The organism is Burkholderia sp. 9779_493 (assembly GCF_015712215.1).
In the GTDB taxonomy this organism is placed as follows: Bacteria; Pseudomonadota; Gammaproteobacteria; order Burkholderiales; family Burkholderiaceae; genus Burkholderia; species Burkholderia cenocepacia.
The window spans coordinates 15,476-32,800 of sequence record NZ_JACCQA010000044.1; the positions used below are offsets into that span (position 1 = coordinate 15,476).

The following is a 17,325-nucleotide window of genomic DNA, read 5'->3' on the forward strand; positions in this document are numbered from 1 at the left end:
GCCGAACGCGGGGCGGGCAAGGCGGCGGCCGGTTGCATCGTGCGTCGCGATCGGCCGCATCGGTCAGCCGCACAGGTTGCGCACACAACTACTGCGAAGCGCGTGCGGCGCCGGCGAAGGTTCCGCTTTCGCCGCGGCCGGCGCAGCACATCGACACACTGCCAGCACGCCCCCGAATCCGCCATCCTAAAAATGCCGGCGACCCGCGTCTTGGCGGGTTTGCGCATCCGCCATGACGATTTCGGCATATATCAGGGTAATCGACGATATGCCGATATCGTCGCCGGCCACGCATCGAACGCGCAAGACGCACGCATTTTCGCTATCTAGACTTCGCTTCACGGTCACGAGACGACATCCCGCCGCTGCCGCAATCGGCACGCACGACCTGTCGCATCCGCCGTCGCGCACGCCGATTCCGGCATAGCACACGCAGTACGCGGCGAGCACGCATCGCCGCTGCGCATCGGCCTGCGGATCGAACCGTCTCGCCCGGTTTACCGGCGCCGGCCCGCATGCCGGCGGCGGCCCAACCACGCCATCAAGGGGAAGTGAAAGTGAAGCTGAAGGTATCGCACGTCGCGCTGGCCGCCGCCTGCGCACTGTCGGGCGCGCACGCCATCGCCGCCGACGTCGTCAAGATCGGTTTCGCCGCACCGCTGACCGGCCCGCAGTCGAATTACGGCACGGACATGCAGAAGGGCGTGCAGCTCGCGATCGCCGATTTCAACGCGACGCATCCGACGATCGGCGGCAAGCCCGTCACGTTCCAGCTCGACTCGCAGGACGACCAGGCCGACCCGCGCACCGGCACCACCGTCGCGCAGCGACTGATCGACGACAACGTCCGCGGGATCATCGGCCACTTCAACTCGGGCACCAGCATTCCGGCGTCCGACCTGTACGATCGCGCGGGGCTGCCGCAGATCTCGATGGCGACGTCGCCGCAATACACGGCGCGCGGCTACAAGACGACCTACCGGCTGCTGACGAGCGACGCGCAGGCGGGCCGCATCGTCGGCACGTACGCGGTGAAGACGCTGCGCTTCAAGCGCATCGCGATCATCGACGACCGCACGGCCTACGGCCAGGGCATCGCGGACGAATTCGCGAAGGCCGTGGAAGCAGCCGGCGGCACGATCGTCAAGCGCGACTTCACGAACGACAAGGCGCTCGATTTCTCCGCGATCCTGACCAACCTGAAGGGCATGAATCCGGACGCGATCTTCTACGGCGGCGGCGATGCGCAATCGTCGCCGATGATCCGCAAGATGCGCCAGCTCGGGATGAAGTCGGCCTTCGTGACGGGCGAAATGTCGCGCTCGCCGACGTTCCTGAAGGTCGGCGGCGACGCGGCCGAAGGCGCGATCGTCTACATGGGCGGCCTGCCGAAGGAAAAGATGCCGGGCTTCTCCGGCTACGCGGCCCGCTACAAGGCGCGCTTCAACGAAGACGTGATCACCTACTCGCCGTATTCGTACGACGGCACGATCGCGCTGCTCACCGCGATGAAGGACGCGAACTCGACCGACCCGAAGGTGTACACGCCGTACCTCGGCAAGGTGTCGATCAAGGGTGTGTCGGCCCCGAGCATCGCGTACGACGCGAAGGGCGACCTGAAGGATGCGCCGGTGACGATCTACAAGGTCGAGCGCGGCGCGTTCAAGCCGGTCGATACGATCGCCGGCAACTGATACGCACCCCTTCCCGCGCGGCGCGCCAGCGGCTCACCGGCCGCCCGCGCCGCGCGCGCTTCGGCCGCCCGGTCCGAAGCCGTCCTCGGCGCGCGCCCGCGCGCAGGCATTTCGCGCTCCTGTAGAATCCCCCCACCCGCTTTGACGCTTCGTCTCCGCCGTGCCCCATCCCGGTGCGGCGGCGCGTGTTGCGCGCCCCACCCGGCACGCCGCACGCTTCGACGACGCAAGCCGCGCCTTGTCAGTCCATGCCGAAAAGCGGGCCCTGGAGACGCAGCACCGACAACAACATTCGAATACCGATCGTCCTGACCATGCAAGCTTCCGAATTGAGCGGCGTGCCTCGCGCCGCCGAACGCGCGCTCACGCGCAGCGACTACAAGACCCTTGGCCTTGCCGCACTCGGCGGCGCCCTCGAGTTCTACGACTTCATCATCTTCGTGTTCTTCGCGCCGGCGATAGGGCAGCTGTTCTTCCCGCACGACATTCCCGACTGGCTGCGCCAGTTGCAGACGTTCGGCATCTTCGCGGCCGGCTACCTCGCGCGCCCGCTCGGCGGCGTGATCATGGCGCACTTCGGCGACCTGTTCGGCCGCAAGCGGATGTTCACGCTGAGCGTGCTGATGATGTCGGTGCCGACGCTGCTGATGGGCCTGCTGCCGACCTACGACACGATCGGCATCCTCGCGCCGGTGTTGCTGCTGCTGTTCCGCGTGCTGCAGGGCGCGGCGGTCGGCGGCGAAGTGCCGGGCGCGTGGGTGTTCGTGTCCGAGCACGTGCCGTCGCGCCATATCGGCTATGCGTGCGGCACGCTGACCGCGGGTCTCACGGCCGGCATCCTGCTCGGCTCGCTCGTCGCGGCCGGCATCAACAGCCGCTACTCGACGGCCGAAGTCGGTGCGTTCGCATGGCGCATCCCGTTCCTGCTCGGCGGCGTGTTCGGGCTGTTCTCGGTGTACCTGCGCCGCTGGCTGCATGAAACGCCGGTGTTCGCCGAGATGAAGGCGAAGAAGGCGCTCGCGGCCGAGATTCCGCTGAAGGCGGTGCTGCGCGACCACGGCCGCGCGGTGATCGTGTCGATGCTGCTCACGTGGATGCTGTCGGCCGCGATCGTCGTCGTGATCCTGATGACGCCCGCGCTGCTGCAAAAGCAGTTCCACCTGACGCCCGCGACGACGCTGTTCGCGAACAGCGTCGCGACGCTGTGCCTGACGGCCGGCTGCATCACCGCGGGTTCGCTCGCGGGCTGGATCGGCGCGAAGCGCGTGCTCGGCATCGGCGGGCTCGGGCTGGCCGCGTGCTACTACCTGCTGTTCGCGCAGGTCGCGGCCGATGCATCGACGCTGCCGCTCTACTACGGGATCGCGGGCTTCATGGTCGGCACGATCGGCGCGGTGCCGTTCGTGATGGTCAAGAGCTTCCCGGCCGTCGTGCGCTTCTCGGGCATCTCGTTCTCGTACAACGTCGCGTATGCGATCTTCGGCGGCCTCACGCCGGTGATCGTGTCGCTGATGATGAAGTCGAATCCGCTCGCGCCGGTCGTGTACGTCGCGGCAATCTGCGTGCTGGGCGCGATCGCCGTGCAGTTCTCGAAGGATGCGAAGGATGTGAAGGACGCACGCTGAACGTCGGCACGCACGCGCCGGCCGGATGAACGAAGGGCCGAATCCCGCGGCGTGTGGGATTCGGCCCTTTTGTTTTGCGTCGGCGCCGGCGTCGCGGCGCGAATTGGCTTAGCTCAACGCAGCACGCCGTACGACGAACTCGGCCGGCGCAGCGCGTCGATGCTCGCGCCGCCTGCGCCCGTGACGAACAGCAGCAGGAACCCGCCGGCGATCGCGACGTTCTTCCAGAAGTGAATCACCATGTCGTGCTGGACGGCCGCGTTCGTCGCGTCCCAGAAATTGTGCCCGACCATCGCGGTCGCGATCGTGTAGACCGCCATCAGCAACGCGAGCGGCCGTACCTTGTAGCCGACGATCAGCAGCAGGCCGCCGAGCCCCTCGATCGCGACGACGATCGGCGCGACGACCTGCTGATAGGGCACGTTCATCCCGTGCAGATACGCGACGAAGTCGCTGTAGCCGAGCAGCTTCATGATGCCGCCCCACAAGAACAACGCCGCCAGCGCCAGGCGTGCGAAAAAAATGACGCCGGAATCGACGGTACGCGTCATGCCTCTCTCCTCGTATGCAATTCGGCCGGCCGCGCGGCCCGGCAGGGCGCGCGGCAAATGGGCCAGCATAGAGGGTCTTTCCGCGGTGTCCAAGAAAAAGGTTGTAGCAAATCTTTACACTGCGGCGGCGACGCCCGCGGCCCGACGCGTGGAAAAAATGCGTTTAGCCCGCGTCGCTCAACAGCACGCCCTTCTTGAAGATGAAGCAGCCGTAGCCGCGCGTTTCGCCGGTGACGATCACCGCATACGCCTGCTGCGCGCGCTCGTAGAACGCGAAACGGTCGATGCCGGCGAGCGGCACCGCGCGCCCTTCCGCGCGGTCGATCTCGGCCTGCACTTCGCGCTGCACGGGCGGCACCGCGGCCGCGTCGCCGACGACTTCCATCCGCCATGCGGGCGTGTCGACGAACGTATCGAGCGGCAGCACGGACAGCACCGCGCGCACGACGCGCGCCGAATCGGCGCCGTCGATCCGCAGCGCGCGGCCGACCACCGTGTGCTCCGCGACGGATTCCGCCGGGAAATTCGCATCGCAGATCGCGATTTCGTCACCGTGGCCCATCGCGCGCAGCGTGTGCAGGATGTCGGCGTGCAGCAGCGGGTCGAGATTCTTCAGCATGTCGGCTAGTCTCCGGGATCAGGAACGAATCGCATAACGTTACCCGATCCCGGCGGCCGCTGCGCATGTGCCGTTCGCGTCACGACGCCGCGGCCGGCATTTCGTCGATGAAACCCGTGACCGATGCGAGGCGGCCCGATGCGTCGACGGTGCCGAAGTCCGAGCCCTTCACGATCGCCGCGCCGTCGGGCGACACGAGCGCCCACGAGAACCGCAGATGCTGGCCGAACGCGTCGACGTCAGTCGTGCGGCGGAAGCGGTACGCGGGGAAACGTTGCTGCACGGCGGCGATCATCGTATCGATGCCCGCGTGGCCGTCGCCGGCCATCAGCGGATCGCGATAGGCCGCGTCGCTCGCGTAGGTCGCGTCGATCAGCGCGCGGCGGCGCGCGACGTCGGGTTCGTTCCACGCGTCGAAGTAGCGGTCGACCAGGTCGGCGTGGACGGACGAAGCGGATTGAGCGGTGTTCATGGCGAGGCTCCTTGTGTCGGTGGACGATGTCGCGGACGTTTCGGGTCCGCGTGCCGCTATCGTCGCCGGGCGCGCGCGGACGGTCGATTACGTGCGAGGTAAGGAAATCGCGCGTGCGCCGCCCCAAAAGAAAACGGGCGCCCGAAGGCGCCCGCATCGTCTTGCCGCTACCACCCGCACGTATCAGGTCACCGGCGCCGGATTGAACAGCGTCAGCGCATTCGCGAGCTTCCATTGCTCGGCCCACGTGCGGCGCTTGCCGCTGGCGACGTCGAGCATCAGCCGGAACAATTCCCAGCCCGTGTCCTCGATCGTCGCCGCGCCGGTCGCGATCTGCCCGGCGTCGAGATCCATCAGGTCGTGCCAGCGGCGCGCGAGATCGCTGCGCGTCGCGACCTTGATCACCGGCACCTGCGCGAGGCCGTACGGCGTGCCGCGGCCGGTCGTGAAAATGTGCAGGTTCATCCCCGCCGCGAGCTGCAGCGTGCCGCAGATGAAATCGCTCGCGGGCGTCGCCGCGTACAGCAGCCCCTTCTGCCGCGCCCGATCGCCGGGACGCACGACGCCGGCGATCGGCGCGCTGCCCGACTTCACGATCGACCCCATCGCTTTCTCGACGATGTTCGACAGCCCGCCCTTCTTGTTGCCCGGCGTCGTGTTCGCGCTGCGGTCGACGCGGCCGCGCTGCAGGTAGCGGTCGTACCAGTCCATCTCGCGAATGATCTCGCGGGCGACGTCCTCGTTCGCCGCGCGCGACGTGAGCTGCGCGACGCCGTCGCGCACTTCGGTCACTTCCGAGAACATGATCGTTGCACCCGCACGCACCAGCAGGTCGGCCGCGAAGCCGACCGCCGGGTTCGCGGTGAGCCCCGAGAACGCGTCGCTGCCGCCGCACTGCACGCCGACGACGAGATCCGACGCGGGACACGTCTCGCGACGGCGGCGGTTGAGCCGCTCGAGATGCGATTCGGCCATCTTCATGATCGAGTCGATCATCGAATTGAAGCCGACGTGCGCGGCATCCTGCAGGCACACGACGCCGCCGTTGCCGGTCGCGCCGTCGGCGGTCACCGGGATCGCGCCCGGCGGCAGCAGACGCTCGGGCTGCAGCTTCTCGCAGCCGAGGCTCACGGTCATCACTTCGCCGCCGAAATTCGGATTCAGGCTGATGTTGCGCAGCGTGCGGATCGGGATGTCGGCGTCCGGCGCATCGATCGCGACGCCGCAGCCATACGTATGTTCGAGCCCGACCACGTCGTCGACGTTCGGGTAGCGCGGCAGCAGTTCGTCCTTGATCCGCTTCACCGCATGTTCGACGACGCCCGACACGCATTGCACGGTCGTCGTGATCGCGAGGATGTTGCGCGTGCCGACCGAACCGTCGGCGTTGCGGAAACCCTCGAACGTATAGCCTTCGAGCGGCTCGAGCGGCGGCGCGGCACGCGTCGCGAGCGGCAGGTCGTCGAGGCCCGGCGGCTCGGGCATGCGCATCGTGCGCTCGTTGACCCAGCTGCCGCGGCGCAGGTCGGTCAGCGCATAGCCGATCACCACGTTGTAGCGCACGACCGGGTCGCCGGCCGCGAGGTCGACAAGCGCGACCTTGTGTCCTTGCGGCACGCCTTCGCACAGCGTCAGCCCGTCGGCGAACGTCGCGCCTTCGGGCAAACCGCCGTCGTTGACGACGATCGCGACGTTGTCGTCCGGATGCACGCGGATGTAGAGCGGGGAAGCAGTCATCGGAATTCCTGGAAGCATTCTGCGATATCGTTAGTCATCATACGACATTCAACCTCACTCGACGATGCTGCGTAAACCCTTATCCGGAAAGACCCTACCCTTGACCCGCCAGCAAACCGCTTGCGTCGCTCTTTCTTGCGTTGTACGATGACATACAACGACATCGCCAATTCGGCTCGTATGCCGTTCCCGACGAACCAGCACTCGCGCTAGACGGACGACCCCAACCATGACTTCACCGCAAGAACTCAAACAGATCATCTCCCACGGCCTGCTGTCGTTTCCGCTGACGGATTTCGACGCCGACGGCAGCTTCCGTCCGAGCACCTATGCCGAGCGCCTGGAATGGCTGGCGCCGTACGGCGCGAGCGCGCTGTTCGCGGCCGGCGGCACCGGCGAATTCTTCTCGCTCACGCAGCGCGAGTATTCGGACGTGATCCGCGTCGCGACGGAAACCTGCAAGGGCAAGGTGCCGATCCTCGCCGGCGCGGGCGGCGCGACGCGCGTCGCGATCGAATATGCGCAGGAGGCCGAGCGCCTCGGCGCGAGCGGCGTGCTGCTGATGCCGCACTACCTGACCGAAGCAAGCCAGGAAGGGATCGCCGACCACGTCGAGCAGGTGTGCCGCGCGCTGAAGATCGGCGTCGTGGTGTACAACCGCGCGAATTCGAAGCTGAATGCGGACATGCTCGAGCGCCTCGCCGACCGTTGCCCGAACCTGATCGGCTTCAAGGACGGCGTCGGTGAAATCGAGAGCATGGTCACGATCCGCCGCCGCCTCGGCGATCGCTTTGCGTACCTCGGCGGCCTGCCGACGGCCGAAGTCTATGCCGCCGCGTACAAGGCGCTCGGCGTGCCGGTGTATTCGTCGGCCGTGTTCAACTTCATCCCGAAGACGGCGATGGCGTTCTACGAAGCGATCGCGAAGGACGACCACGCGACGGTCGGCCGCCTGATCGACGAGTTCTTCCTGCCGTACCTGAAGATCCGCAATCGCCGCGCGGGCTACGCGGTCAGCATCGTGAAGGCGGGCGCGAAGCTCGTCGGCCACGATGCGGGCCCGGTGCGCGCACCGCTCGTCGATCTCACCGAAGCCGAAGCGGCCGAGCTCGACGTGCTGATCAGGAAGATGGGCCCGCAGTAAGCGGGTTCGCCGGCGGCGCGGGCGTCCCGCTCCGCCTCCGTCTCACGCGATGGCCGCGCGGCTCGACGAGCCGGCGCGGCCATTGCATTACATCTGCGCGATCGCGCCGATGATCCGCTGACGCACACCGGTGAGCGTGTGCTGCGTCTCGTCGATCCCCTTGCGCGCCGCAAGCGGCCGGCCGCGCGCCGGCGACTCGGCGCCCACGATCTGTTCCAGCACGTCGCGATCGACGACTGCATCGAAGAAGCGCCCGACGGTAAACATCGCGTACTGCTTCGCCGTCGCGAGATGCGTGTTGGCCTGCGTGAGCGCGTCGGCGCGCTGCGCGCCGTTCGGCCCGTCGATGCTGCGGCGGTGCTTCAGCGCGAACACCACCGCCTCCATGTCTTGCTTGAAGCGCTCGACGGCCCTGCCGAAGATCACCGAATGCGGATCGGGGCCCACGACGGGCCGCCCCTGGTTGATCGTCACGTCGAATTCGCTGCCGCCCAGCTCGCGCTGCAGCGTGAACAGCGCGTCGGCCAGCACGCGCCCTTCGCTGGTTTCGCCGATCTGGGTACGGACCGATTTCGCGACGTCGCCGATCGCTTTCCACAATCCGGCCGCGAACAGGTGGTCGCCACGCTTGCTGATATTCATTGGATGGTTCCTTGTTGGTCTTGTGCGTCTCTCAGGCTCGCCCGCGGACCTGACGGTCCGAGGCTTCGCTACTGTAGGAGAAACGGTGCCAACAGGAAAGCCGCGCTGAAAAAAACGGAGACGGCCACCGGCCGCCTCCGTTTTTACCCATCCGGCGAGCGGCCCGGCGTTCGCCGCCGGGCCGCCGCCCGTCACTCCGCCTTGCCGTCCCGCAGCCGCGGAATCGCGAGCGGGTTGCCTTCCTGCAACCCTTCGGGCAGCAGGTCGTCCGGGAAGTCCTGATAGCACACCGGCCGCAGAAAACGCTCGATCGCCGTCGCACCGACCGACGTGACGGCCGGGTTCGACGTCGCGGGGAACGGCCCGCCGTGCACCATCGCGTCACACACCTCGACGCCGGTCGGGTAGCCGTTGACCAGCAGGCGCCCGGCCTTGCGCTCGAGGATCGGCAGTAGCCGGCGCGCGAGCGGCTTGTCGTCGGCATCCATCTGCAGCGTGGCCGTCAACTGGCCTTCGAGCGCGTCGAGCACGCGTGCGACTTCGTCGAGATCGCGACAGCGCACGATCAGCGACGCCGGCCCGAACACTTCGTGGCTGAACGCCGGCTCGCCCAGGAACGCCTGCGCGCCCACTTCGTACAGCGCGCCGCCCGCCTGGCAGTCGGTCTGCGCCGCCTCGCCCGAGCCGATTTCGCGCACGCCCGACAGTTCGGCCAGCTTGCCGCGACCGTGACGGTACGCATCGGCGATGCCGCGCGTGAGCATCACGCCGGCCGGCTTCTTCGCGAGCGCCTGCGCGGCGACCGTCTCGAAGCGGTCGAGATCGGGGCCGTCGATCGCGAGCACGAGGCCCGGATTGGTACAGAACTGGCCGACGCCGAGCGTCAGCGAATCGACGAAGCCCGCGGCGATCGCGTCGCCGCGCGCGGCCAGCGCGGCCGGGAACAGCACGACCGGATTGATGCTGCTCATTTCCGCATAGACGGGAATCGGCTGCGGACGCGCGTTCGCGAGCTGCACGAGCGCCATCCCGCCCTGCCGCGAGCCGGTGAAGCCGACGGCCTGGATCGCCGGATGACTGACCAGCGCCGCCCCGATCACGCGGCCGGGGCCGACCAGCAGCGAGAACACGCCGGCCGGCATGCCGGTTTTCGCGACGGCGGCACGGATCGCGCGGCCGACCAGCTCGGACGTGCCGAGGTGCGCTTCATGCGCCTTCACGATCACCGGGCAGCCGGCCGCGAGCGCCGACGCGGTATCGCCGCCCGCCACCGAGAACGCGAGCGGGAAATTGCTCGCGCCGAACACGACGACGGGCCCGAGCGCGACTTTCTGCAGCCGCAGGTCCGAACGCGGCAGCGGCGTGCGCGCCGGCTGCGCGGGATCGATCGACGCGGCGAGGAAACGTCCGTCGCGCACGACACGCGCGAACAGCCGGAGCTGGCCGACGGTACGGCCGCGCTCGCCCTGCAGCCGCGCGACGGGCAGGCCCGTTTCGGCGTGCGCGCGCTCGATCAGCACGTCGCCGAGCGCGACGATTTCATCGGCGATCGCTTCGAGAAACGCCGCACGAGCCGCGAGCGGCTGCGTGCGGTACGCATCGAACGCGTCGCGTGCGAGTTCGCACGCGCGGTCGACGTCGGCCTGCGTCGCGACGCCGAACGCCGGGACGTCGATCGGCGCGCCCTTCGTCGGGTCGAACGCGCGCAAGGTTCCGGCCGAGCCGGCCACCGCTTCGGCGCCGATCAGCATCTCTCCTGTCAGTTGCATGGGTGTGCTCCGTGGTTCGGGAATGGATTGCCTATTGTAGCTCAACAGATACGATGTCTGCCGACATCCGCGCAGTATCCTGTCCGCGGGCAAAGGCGCCGACGATACACGCGGAAGCCTTTCCCGGCTAGCTTCTCACGACTTTCCCACACTGTGATGACGATCCTCAAAGGGAAAACCCGAGGTTTCTGGATTCGAGCATTCTCAATAAACTTTCGCCTATGTCATACGACGACGTACATTCAAAGTGAGCAATCAACCCTCCCCGCGCGATCTTCCGCTCGACCTCGCGCGCACTGCGCGCCGGACCGCCGTGCGCTACTGGATCCTGGCGATGCTGTTCGTCGTCACGACGCTCAACTATGCGGACCGCGCGACGCTGTCGATTACCGGCACGCCGATCCGCAAGGCGTTCGGCATCGATCCGGTGACGATGGGCTACATCTTCTCGGCGTTCAGCTGGGCGTACGTGCTCGCGCAACTGCCGAGCGGCTGGCTGCTCGACCGCTTCGGCGCGCGGCGCGTGTATGCGGCGAGCATCTTCCTGTGGTCGGCGTTCACGCTGCTGCAGAGCACGATCGGCCTCGGCGGCAGCGCCGCGTTCGCGGTCGCCGCGCTGTTCGCGATGCGCTTCGCGGTCGGCATCGCGGAGGCGCCGGCGTTTCCGGCGAACGCGAAGGTCGTCGCGAGCTGGTTCCCGACGGCCGAGCGCGGCACCGCATCGGCGATCTTCAACGCCGCGCAGTACTTCGCGGCCGTGGTGTTCTCGCCGCTGATGGCCTGGCTCACGCATGCGTACGGCTGGCATCAGGTGTACCTGTGGCTCGGCCTGGCCGGCATCGCGCTCGCATTCCTGTGGCTGCGCGTCGTGAAGGACCCGGCCGACCATCCGGCCGTGAACCGGGCGGAGCTCGACCATATCGAGCAGGGCGGCGGCCTCGTGCGGTCCACCACGCGCGGTAGCGGCGGCGCGTCCGAAGGCAGCCGCGTGGCGGGCTGGTACTACGTGCGCCAGCTGCTGTCGAACCGGATGCTGATCGGCGTGTACCTCGGCCAGTACTGCGTGAACGTGCTCACGTACTTCTTCCTCACGTGGTTTCCGATCTACCTCGTGCAGGCGCGCGGGATGTCGCTGCTGAAGGCCGGCTTCATGACGTCGCTGCCGGCGATCTGCGGGTTCCTCGGCGGCGTGCTCGGCGGGATGCTGTCGGACGCGCTGATCCGCCGCGGCGTTTCGCTGACGCTCGCGCGCAAGATCCCGATCGTCGGCGGGATGCTGCTGTCGATGGTCATCATCGGCTGCAACTACGTCGACAGCGAAGCGCTGGTCATCATGCTGATGGCCGTGTCGTTCTTCGGCAAGGGGATCGGCTCGCTCGGCTGGGCCGTCGTCGCGGATACCGCGCCGAAGGAAGCGATCGGCCTGTCGGGCAGCCTGTTCAACATGTTCGGCAACACGGCGGGCATCGTCGCGCCGATCGCGATCGGCTACCTCGTCGGCGCGAGCGGCTCGTTCAACGGCGCGCTCGTGTTCGTCGGACTGAACGCGCTCGTCACCGTGTTCAGCTATCTCGTGATCGTGAAGGAGATCAAGCGCGTCGAACTGCGTCATCGCGACGCGTGAGGTTCGACCTTTGAAAAACGGCGGCCGCTTCATGCGCGGCCGCCGTTTTTTTACATCGGAGCGACGTCAGGTCGACGCGTGCACGGCGCGCAGCATGTCGTGCACGCCGGACGTCATCAACGCGAGGAACGCGAGCAGACCGACGTAGCAAAGCGCGTAGGTCGTCTTCGTCTCGATCGACGTCGCGTAGTACATGCGGTTCTCCGGCGCGTCGGGATCGTAGCGCCACGCGCGCTTCAGTTGCGGCAGCGCGAGGATCGCCATCACGATCAGCAGCGGGCTCGGCCGATACACGAACAGCGCGATCAGCACCGGCACGCCGGCGAACCAGATGCGCGGCGACAGCACCGCGGTGATCCGCCCGCCGTCGAACGGCGACAGCGGAATCATGTTGAACAGATTGAGGAAGAAACCCGTGTACGACAGCGCGAGCAGCAGGTTGCTGTCGGTGTGGCGCGCGGCCGCGTAGCAGGCCAGCGCGCCGAGGGTGCCGACGAACGGCCCGGCGAGGCCGACGTAGGCCTCCGTTTCCGCGTCGTGCGGCATGTCCTTCAACTGGATCCACGCGCCGACGAACGGGATGAAGGTCGGCAGCCCGACGTCGAGCCCGCGCCGCTGCGCGGCGACGTAGTGGCCGGCTTCGTGCACCAGCAGCAACGCGACGAAACCGGCCGCGAAGCGCCAGCCGTAGAACAGCGCGTAGACCGCGATCGACGCGAGCATCGTGCCCGCCGATACGAGCACCTTGCCGAGCTTCAGGCCGCCGAAGATCAGCAGCAACAGCTTCGTCATTCGTTGCGCTCCGTGGCGGCGGCGTCGGATGCATCCGCGATGGCCGGGGCCGCGGCCGCCTTCGGCTTGCGCCCGAAGAAACGCTTGAGCGCCGCGCCGCCGGCCAGCAGCGCGACCGCGCCGATCTTGAAGAACTTCACCGCGAATGCGCCGATCAGCGCGAGCAGGCCGAGCTTCTTCGCGCCGACGCCGACGATCAGCGCCGCGAGCCCGTACTCGGCGACGTGGTCGGTCGACTGGTTGAAGTCGGCATAGCGCTTGCCGTCGTTGAAACGGATGTTCGACAGCAGTTCGTCGGCCGACGCCTTGTACTTCGGCAGGTCGGCGAGCGTCGACGCCATCGTCAGCGACAGGTAGCCGTCGCGGCCGAGCACGAGCGTCCGGTAGTTCACGCCGTCGTTCGCGGCATTCGGCGCCGCGCCCTTGTCGCGGATGATCGCCGACCACACGAGCCGGTGCGTGGCCGCGTCGTACGCGGGCGCCTTCGCCCAGCCGACCACCTCGGTTTCGGGCAGGCCGCGCGCCTTGCGCGCCGGGTTGTTTTCCTCGGTGCCGGCCTGCAGGCTTTTCAGCAGTTCGTCGGGCTTCCAGTCCTTCGCGTCGTCGTCGCGGATGTAGCCGCTCGGCTCGAACGACACGACCGAGATCCAGTCGGCGTCCGGATCGTCGGGCAGCACGAGGCCGACCAGTTTCGCTTCGTCGATCGCGTTGCCCATCGAGCGCAGGTAGCGGCCGGCTTCGGCGGCCGGCACGAACGATTCGCCGGCCTTCAGCTTCAGCACGGCTTCGTGTTTCACGTCGATGTCGGTCGGGCCTTTCACGACCGCTTCGTTGGCGGCCGCGGCGGCGGCCCTCATTTCCACCTGCGCGGCTTCGGTCTGCGCGTGGCCGCTGGTCGCGGCGAGTGCGAGCGTCGCCACGCAGGCGAGCCGGACGGCAAGTTTTTTCATTGTTGGATTCCCCTGGAATGCCTTGTTGTCGATATGCGCGGCGTCCGGCCCATGCGTTGTGGTCGCGGGTCCGGCGCCGCCTCTCAGGTGGCACGGGGGCTATGGTAACGCAGCGACTGCGCGCGACCGCGGCGGCACGCGGCGCTTACCTCGCAGGTAATGCCGAAGCGGCGCGAGATTGCCTATCATTCGCTCCATGAACTCGACCGCCACGCTCCATTCGCCCTCCCCGTCCGCCGGCCGCGCGTCCGGCATCGGCCCGCTGCTGCGCACGTGGCGGCAACGCCGGCGCCTGAGCCAGATGGCGCTCGCGCTCGATGCGGAAGTCTCCGCGCGCCACCTGAGCTTCGTCGAATCGGGCCGCGCGCAGCCGAGCCGCGAGATGGTGCTGCATCTCGCCGAGCGCCTCGACGTGCCGCTGCGCGAACGCAACGCGCTGCTCGTCGCGGCCGGCTTCGCGCCGCTGTTTCGCGAACGGCCGTTTTCGGACCCGCAACTGGATGCCGCGCGTCATGCGGTCGAAGCCGTGCTGCGCGGGCACGAGCCTTATCCGGCGCTCGCGGTGGACCGCCACTGGACGCTGCTCGCCGCGAACCGGATGCTCGGCGCGCTGGTCGCGCAGGCCGATCCGGCGCTGCTGCAACCACCCGTCAACGTGCTGCGACTGAGCCTGCATCCGGACGGCCTCGCGTCGCAGATCGCCAACTGGCACGAATGGCGCGCGCACATCCTGCACCGGCTGCAGCGGCAGATCGATGCGAGCGGCGACCGCACGCTGCATGCGCTGCGCGACGAGCTCGCCGCGTATCCGGCGCCGGCCGGGCAGCCCGACGATTCGCACACGCGCACCGATTTCGCGGAAATCGCCGTGCCGCTGCGGCTGCGCACGGCGAGCGGCGAGCTGACGTTCTTCAGTACGACGACGGTATTCGGCACGCCGGTCGACGTGACGCTGTCGGAACTCGCGATCGAGGCGTTCTTTCCGGCGAATCCGGAAACGGCGGAGGCGATGCGGGCGCTGGCGGACGCGTTGCCGGCGGAGTAGCCGGCAGGCGCGCCGGCGCCGCGGCCGTGCGCTCAGCGGCGTTCGAGCGCCAGCTTCACGCCCAGCGCGAGCAAGACTACCCCGCTGACGCGATGCATGCGCGTCAGGATGCGCGGGTTGCGGCGGATCGATGCCGACAGCAGGCCGGCGAACAACGCGACCGGCCCCTTGACGAGAAACGTCAGCCCGGCAAACGTCGCACCCAGCACGAACAGCGACAGCATCGGATGGGGGACGCCGGCCGGCACGAATTGCGGCAGGAACGCCAGATAGAAAAGCGCGACCTTCGGATTGGATACATTGGACAGCGCGCCTTGCGCGAACGTCCGCAGCCGCGATGCCGGCGCATTGCCGTGGCCCGCGAGCGTCAATTCGCCCGTCGAGCGCAACAGCGTGATGCCGAGGTACAGCAGGTACAGCGCGCCCACCATCTTAAGCGCCGTGAACAGCCATTCGGAGGCCTGAAGAAGGGCGCCCAGCCCGAGCGTCGCGAGCATCGTATGCACGAGCAGCCCGACGCTGACACCCGCGGCGGTCACGAGGCCCGCGCGCGTGCCGCCGGACAGCGTGCGCGACATCACGAGGACCATGTCCTGGCCGGGCGTCAGAATGATCAGAAGGGATGTGGCCATGAACGGCAACCAGGCGACGTGCGGCATCGGGAAACTCCTGAAAGCGGCGCCGCGGCGCGCGGGGATCGCGCGCTCCGGAGGCCGGGCAGTCGTCAGATTATCGGCAATTTCCCGTGGAGATTGGTTGCAAAACCGGCTACTTCCGGCTGTTGATTTGGAGTTATTCTCCAATCTTGAGGTTTTGGGTAGCCAAACATGCCAATCAAACTGGATGCAATCGACCGACGCATTCTGCGTGCGTTGCAGCAGAATTCGAACCAGACGAACGCCGACATCGCGCAACAGGCGGGACTGTCGCCCACGCCGTGCCTGCGCCGCGTTCACCTGCTCGAGGAACAGGGCGTGATCGACGCCTACGTTGCGTTGCTGAACCCGGCAGCCGTCGAGCTGCGCTTCACGGCATTCGTGCGCGTCACGCTGGAGCGCCAGGACAAGACGACGGTCGAACGCTTCGCACGCGAGATGGAGCAGGCGCCCGAAGTGCTCGAGTGCCACCTGATGGCCGGCAGCTACGACTATCTGCTGCGCGTGATCGCGAAGGATCTCGACGACTATCAGCGCTTTCAGATGGAAACGCTCACGCAGATCGAAGGCGTGCGCAACGTCGAAACCGAAATCCCGCTGAAGCGCATCAAGCAGACGGTGCGGTTGCCGATCTAGGTGTCGAGAAACGTCACGGCCTCCCCCGCCGGCTGCCCGTTCAGCGCCTCGTCCCGCACGACGACCTGCCCGCGCACGACCGTATGCACGGGCCACCCCGTGACCGCACAGCCGTCGTACGGCGTCCACCCGCTCACGCTCGCGATCCATGCGTCGCGAATGATCCGCCGCGCGCGCAGGTCGACGATGCTGAAATCCGCGTCGTAGCCGGCCGCGATGCGCCCCTTCCCTTCGATGCCGAAAACGCGCGCCGGCCCGGCGCTCGTCAGGTCGACCAGCCGTTCGAGGCTCAGGCGGCCGGCCTGCACGTGATCGAGCATCAACGGCAGCAGCGTCTGCACGCCGGTCATCCCGCTCGGCGACTGCGGATACGGGCGGCGCTTTTCGTCGCGCGTATGCGGCGCGTGATCGCTGCCGATCACGTCGACCACGCCGTCGCGAACCGCCTGCCACAGCGCATCCCGATGATGCCGTTCGCGCACGGGCGGATTCATCTGCGCGAACGTGCCGAGCCGCTCGTAGCAATCCGGTGCATGCAGGCTCAGGTGATGCGGCGTGACTTCGACCGTCACGCGCCGCCGGTGCCGCGCGAGCAACGCCATTTCATCCGCCGTGGACACGTGCAGCACATGCAGCCGGCGGCCCGCTTGCGCGGCCAGCCCGACGATGCGCCGCGTCGCGGCCAGCGCGCTTTCCGCGTCGCGCCAGCGTGGATGGTCGCGCACGTCGCCGCTCGCTTCCGCGATCGCCTTGCGCTCGCGCAGCCGCGCCTCGTCCTCCGCATGCACGGCCATGCGCCGCCGGCCGTTGCGCAGGATCCGGCGCAACACGGTTTCGTCGTCGGCCAGCAGATCGCCGAACGAACTGCCCATGAAGACCTTCACCCCCGCGCAGCCGGGCAACCGTTCGAGCACCGGCAGCCGTTCGGCATTCACGGCCGAGCCGCCGATGTAGAACGCGTAGTTGCACCACGCACGGCCGCGCGCGAGATCGAGCTTGGCGCCCAGATCCTGCTCGTCCAGCGTCAGCGGATGCGTATTGGGCATCTCGAAGATCGTCGTGACGCCGCCGAGCACCGCGCCGCGCGTGCCGGCCTCGAGGGTCTCCTTGTGCGTGAGCCCCGGTTCGCGGAAATGCACCTGGCTGTCGACCACGCCCGGCAACACGTGCAAGCCGCGCGCATCGAGCAGCACGTCGGCGCTCCACGCGCCGTGCAACGCGCCCAGCGCGACGACGCGGCCATCCGCGCACGCGACGTCGATCCGCTCGGCGCCGCCGGGCGTCATCACCGTGCCGCCGTGCACCAGCAGATCGGCGTGCCGCAGCTTCGATCGGTCGCCCGCTTCCTGTCGCAGCCGCGCGTCCATGC

At 67.9% G+C, this 17,325-nt stretch carries 16 protein-coding genes; 6 read left to right on the forward strand and 10 right to left on the reverse strand.

Annotation, left to right across the window (positions count from 1 at the left end; all coding sequences use genetic code 11):
- Positions 1 to 515: 515 nt before the first annotated feature.
- Positions 516 to 1,694, forward strand: a complete 1,179-nt coding sequence (locus tag H0X95_RS31150; protein WP_006489492.1) for a branched-chain amino acid ABC transporter substrate-binding protein — start codon at positions 516 to 518, stop codon at positions 1,692 to 1,694.
- A gap of 314 nt (positions 1,695 to 2,008) precedes the next feature.
- On the forward strand, positions 2,009 to 3,319 hold the full coding sequence (locus tag H0X95_RS31155; protein WP_006494264.1) for an MFS transporter: 1,311 nt from the start codon (positions 2,009 to 2,011) through the stop codon (positions 3,317 to 3,319).
- A gap of 113 nt (positions 3,320 to 3,432) precedes the next feature.
- Here the strand turns inward: H0X95_RS31155 and H0X95_RS31160 are convergent, their stop codons facing one another.
- From H0X95_RS31160 to garD, 4 genes are all read right to left on the reverse strand, one after another.
- On the reverse strand, positions 3,433 to 3,870 hold the full coding sequence (locus H0X95_RS31160; RefSeq protein ID WP_006491342.1) for a DoxX family protein: 438 nt from the start codon (positions 3,868 to 3,870) through the stop codon (positions 3,433 to 3,435).
- 163 nt (positions 3,871 to 4,033) lie between these two features.
- Positions 4,034 to 4,489, reverse strand: coding sequence for an RbsD/FucU family protein (locus H0X95_RS31165; protein ID WP_006491332.1), 456 nt, complete (start codon positions 4,487 to 4,489; stop codon positions 4,034 to 4,036).
- 79 nt (positions 4,490 to 4,568) lie between these two features.
- Positions 4,569 to 4,961, reverse strand: a complete 393-nt coding sequence (locus H0X95_RS31170; RefSeq protein WP_006491341.1) for a nuclear transport factor 2 family protein — start codon at positions 4,959 to 4,961, stop codon at positions 4,569 to 4,571.
- 183 nt (positions 4,962 to 5,144) lie between these two features.
- Entirely contained in the window at positions 5,145 to 6,698 is a 1,554-nt protein-coding gene (garD, locus tag H0X95_RS31175; RefSeq protein WP_059720636.1) for a galactarate dehydratase, read from the reverse strand.
- 229 nt (positions 6,699 to 6,927) lie between these two features.
- Here garD and kdgD point away from each other — a divergent pair, with 229 nt between their 5' ends.
- Positions 6,928 to 7,842, forward strand: a complete 915-nt coding sequence (kdgD, locus tag H0X95_RS31180; protein ID WP_006491348.1) for a 5-dehydro-4-deoxyglucarate dehydratase — start codon at positions 6,928 to 6,930, stop codon at positions 7,840 to 7,842.
- Positions 7,843 to 7,929: 87 nt separating this feature from the next.
- On the opposite strand, the gene H0X95_RS31185 is transcribed toward kdgD, so the two are convergent.
- Both H0X95_RS31185 and H0X95_RS31190 read right to left on the reverse strand, forming a co-directional pair.
- The gene (locus tag H0X95_RS31185; RefSeq protein ID WP_059720635.1) at positions 7,930 to 8,484 is read right to left on the reverse strand and encodes a hypothetical protein; all 555 of its coding nucleotides are present in this window, start codon (positions 8,482 to 8,484) and stop codon (positions 7,930 to 7,932) included.
- Positions 8,485 to 8,675: 191 nt separating this feature from the next.
- A complete protein-coding gene (locus H0X95_RS31190; RefSeq protein ID WP_059720634.1) occupies positions 8,676 to 10,253 on the reverse strand; it encodes an aldehyde dehydrogenase (NADP(+)) in 1,578 nt (525 codons plus the stop codon).
- A gap of 247 nt (positions 10,254 to 10,500) precedes the next feature.
- Here H0X95_RS31190 and H0X95_RS31195 point away from each other — a divergent pair, with 247 nt between their 5' ends.
- Positions 10,501 to 11,877, forward strand: a complete 1,377-nt coding sequence (locus H0X95_RS31195) for an MFS transporter (protein ID WP_006491336.1) — start codon at positions 10,501 to 10,503, stop codon at positions 11,875 to 11,877.
- Positions 11,878 to 11,943: 66 nt separating this feature from the next.
- On the opposite strand, the gene H0X95_RS31200 is transcribed toward H0X95_RS31195, so the two are convergent.
- Together H0X95_RS31200 and H0X95_RS31205 are read right to left on the reverse strand one after the other, a co-directional pair.
- Positions 11,944 to 12,669, reverse strand: coding sequence for a site-2 protease family protein (locus H0X95_RS31200; RefSeq protein WP_006494258.1), 726 nt, complete (start codon positions 12,667 to 12,669; stop codon positions 11,944 to 11,946).
- Positions 12,666 to 13,619 carry a DUF2167 domain-containing protein gene (locus H0X95_RS31205; RefSeq protein WP_006491337.1) on the reverse strand — a complete coding sequence of 318 codons (954 nt, stop codon included), beginning with the start codon at positions 13,617 to 13,619 and terminating at the stop codon, positions 12,666 to 12,668. The genes H0X95_RS31200 and H0X95_RS31205 overlap by 4 nt, the downstream gene beginning before the upstream one ends.
- Positions 13,620 to 13,815: 196 nt before the next feature.
- On the opposite strand from H0X95_RS31205, the gene H0X95_RS31210 reads away from it, so the two are divergent.
- The gene (locus H0X95_RS31210) at positions 13,816 to 14,664 is read left to right on the forward strand and encodes a helix-turn-helix domain-containing protein (RefSeq protein WP_006494257.1); all 849 of its coding nucleotides are present in this window, start codon (positions 13,816 to 13,818) and stop codon (positions 14,662 to 14,664) included.
- 32 nt (positions 14,665 to 14,696) lie between these two features.
- Here the strand turns inward: H0X95_RS31210 and H0X95_RS31215 are convergent, their stop codons facing one another.
- On the reverse strand, positions 14,697 to 15,323 hold the full coding sequence (locus H0X95_RS31215; RefSeq protein WP_034203259.1) for a LysE family translocator: 627 nt from the start codon (positions 15,321 to 15,323) through the stop codon (positions 14,697 to 14,699).
- A 168-nt stretch (positions 15,324 to 15,491) separates the two neighbouring features.
- Here H0X95_RS31215 and H0X95_RS31220 point away from each other — a divergent pair, with 168 nt between their 5' ends.
- Entirely contained in the window at positions 15,492 to 15,956 is a 465-nt protein-coding gene (locus H0X95_RS31220; RefSeq protein ID WP_006494255.1) for an Lrp/AsnC family transcriptional regulator, read from the forward strand.
- Here the strand turns inward: H0X95_RS31220 and H0X95_RS31225 are convergent.
- The gene (locus H0X95_RS31225) at positions 15,953 to 17,323 is read right to left on the reverse strand and encodes a dihydroorotase (protein WP_059720633.1); all 1,371 of its coding nucleotides are present in this window, start codon (positions 17,321 to 17,323) and stop codon (positions 15,953 to 15,955) included. The two genes, H0X95_RS31220 and H0X95_RS31225, sit on opposite strands and share 4 nt — an antisense overlap.
- Between the last annotated feature and the right edge of the window lie 2 nt (positions 17,324 to 17,325).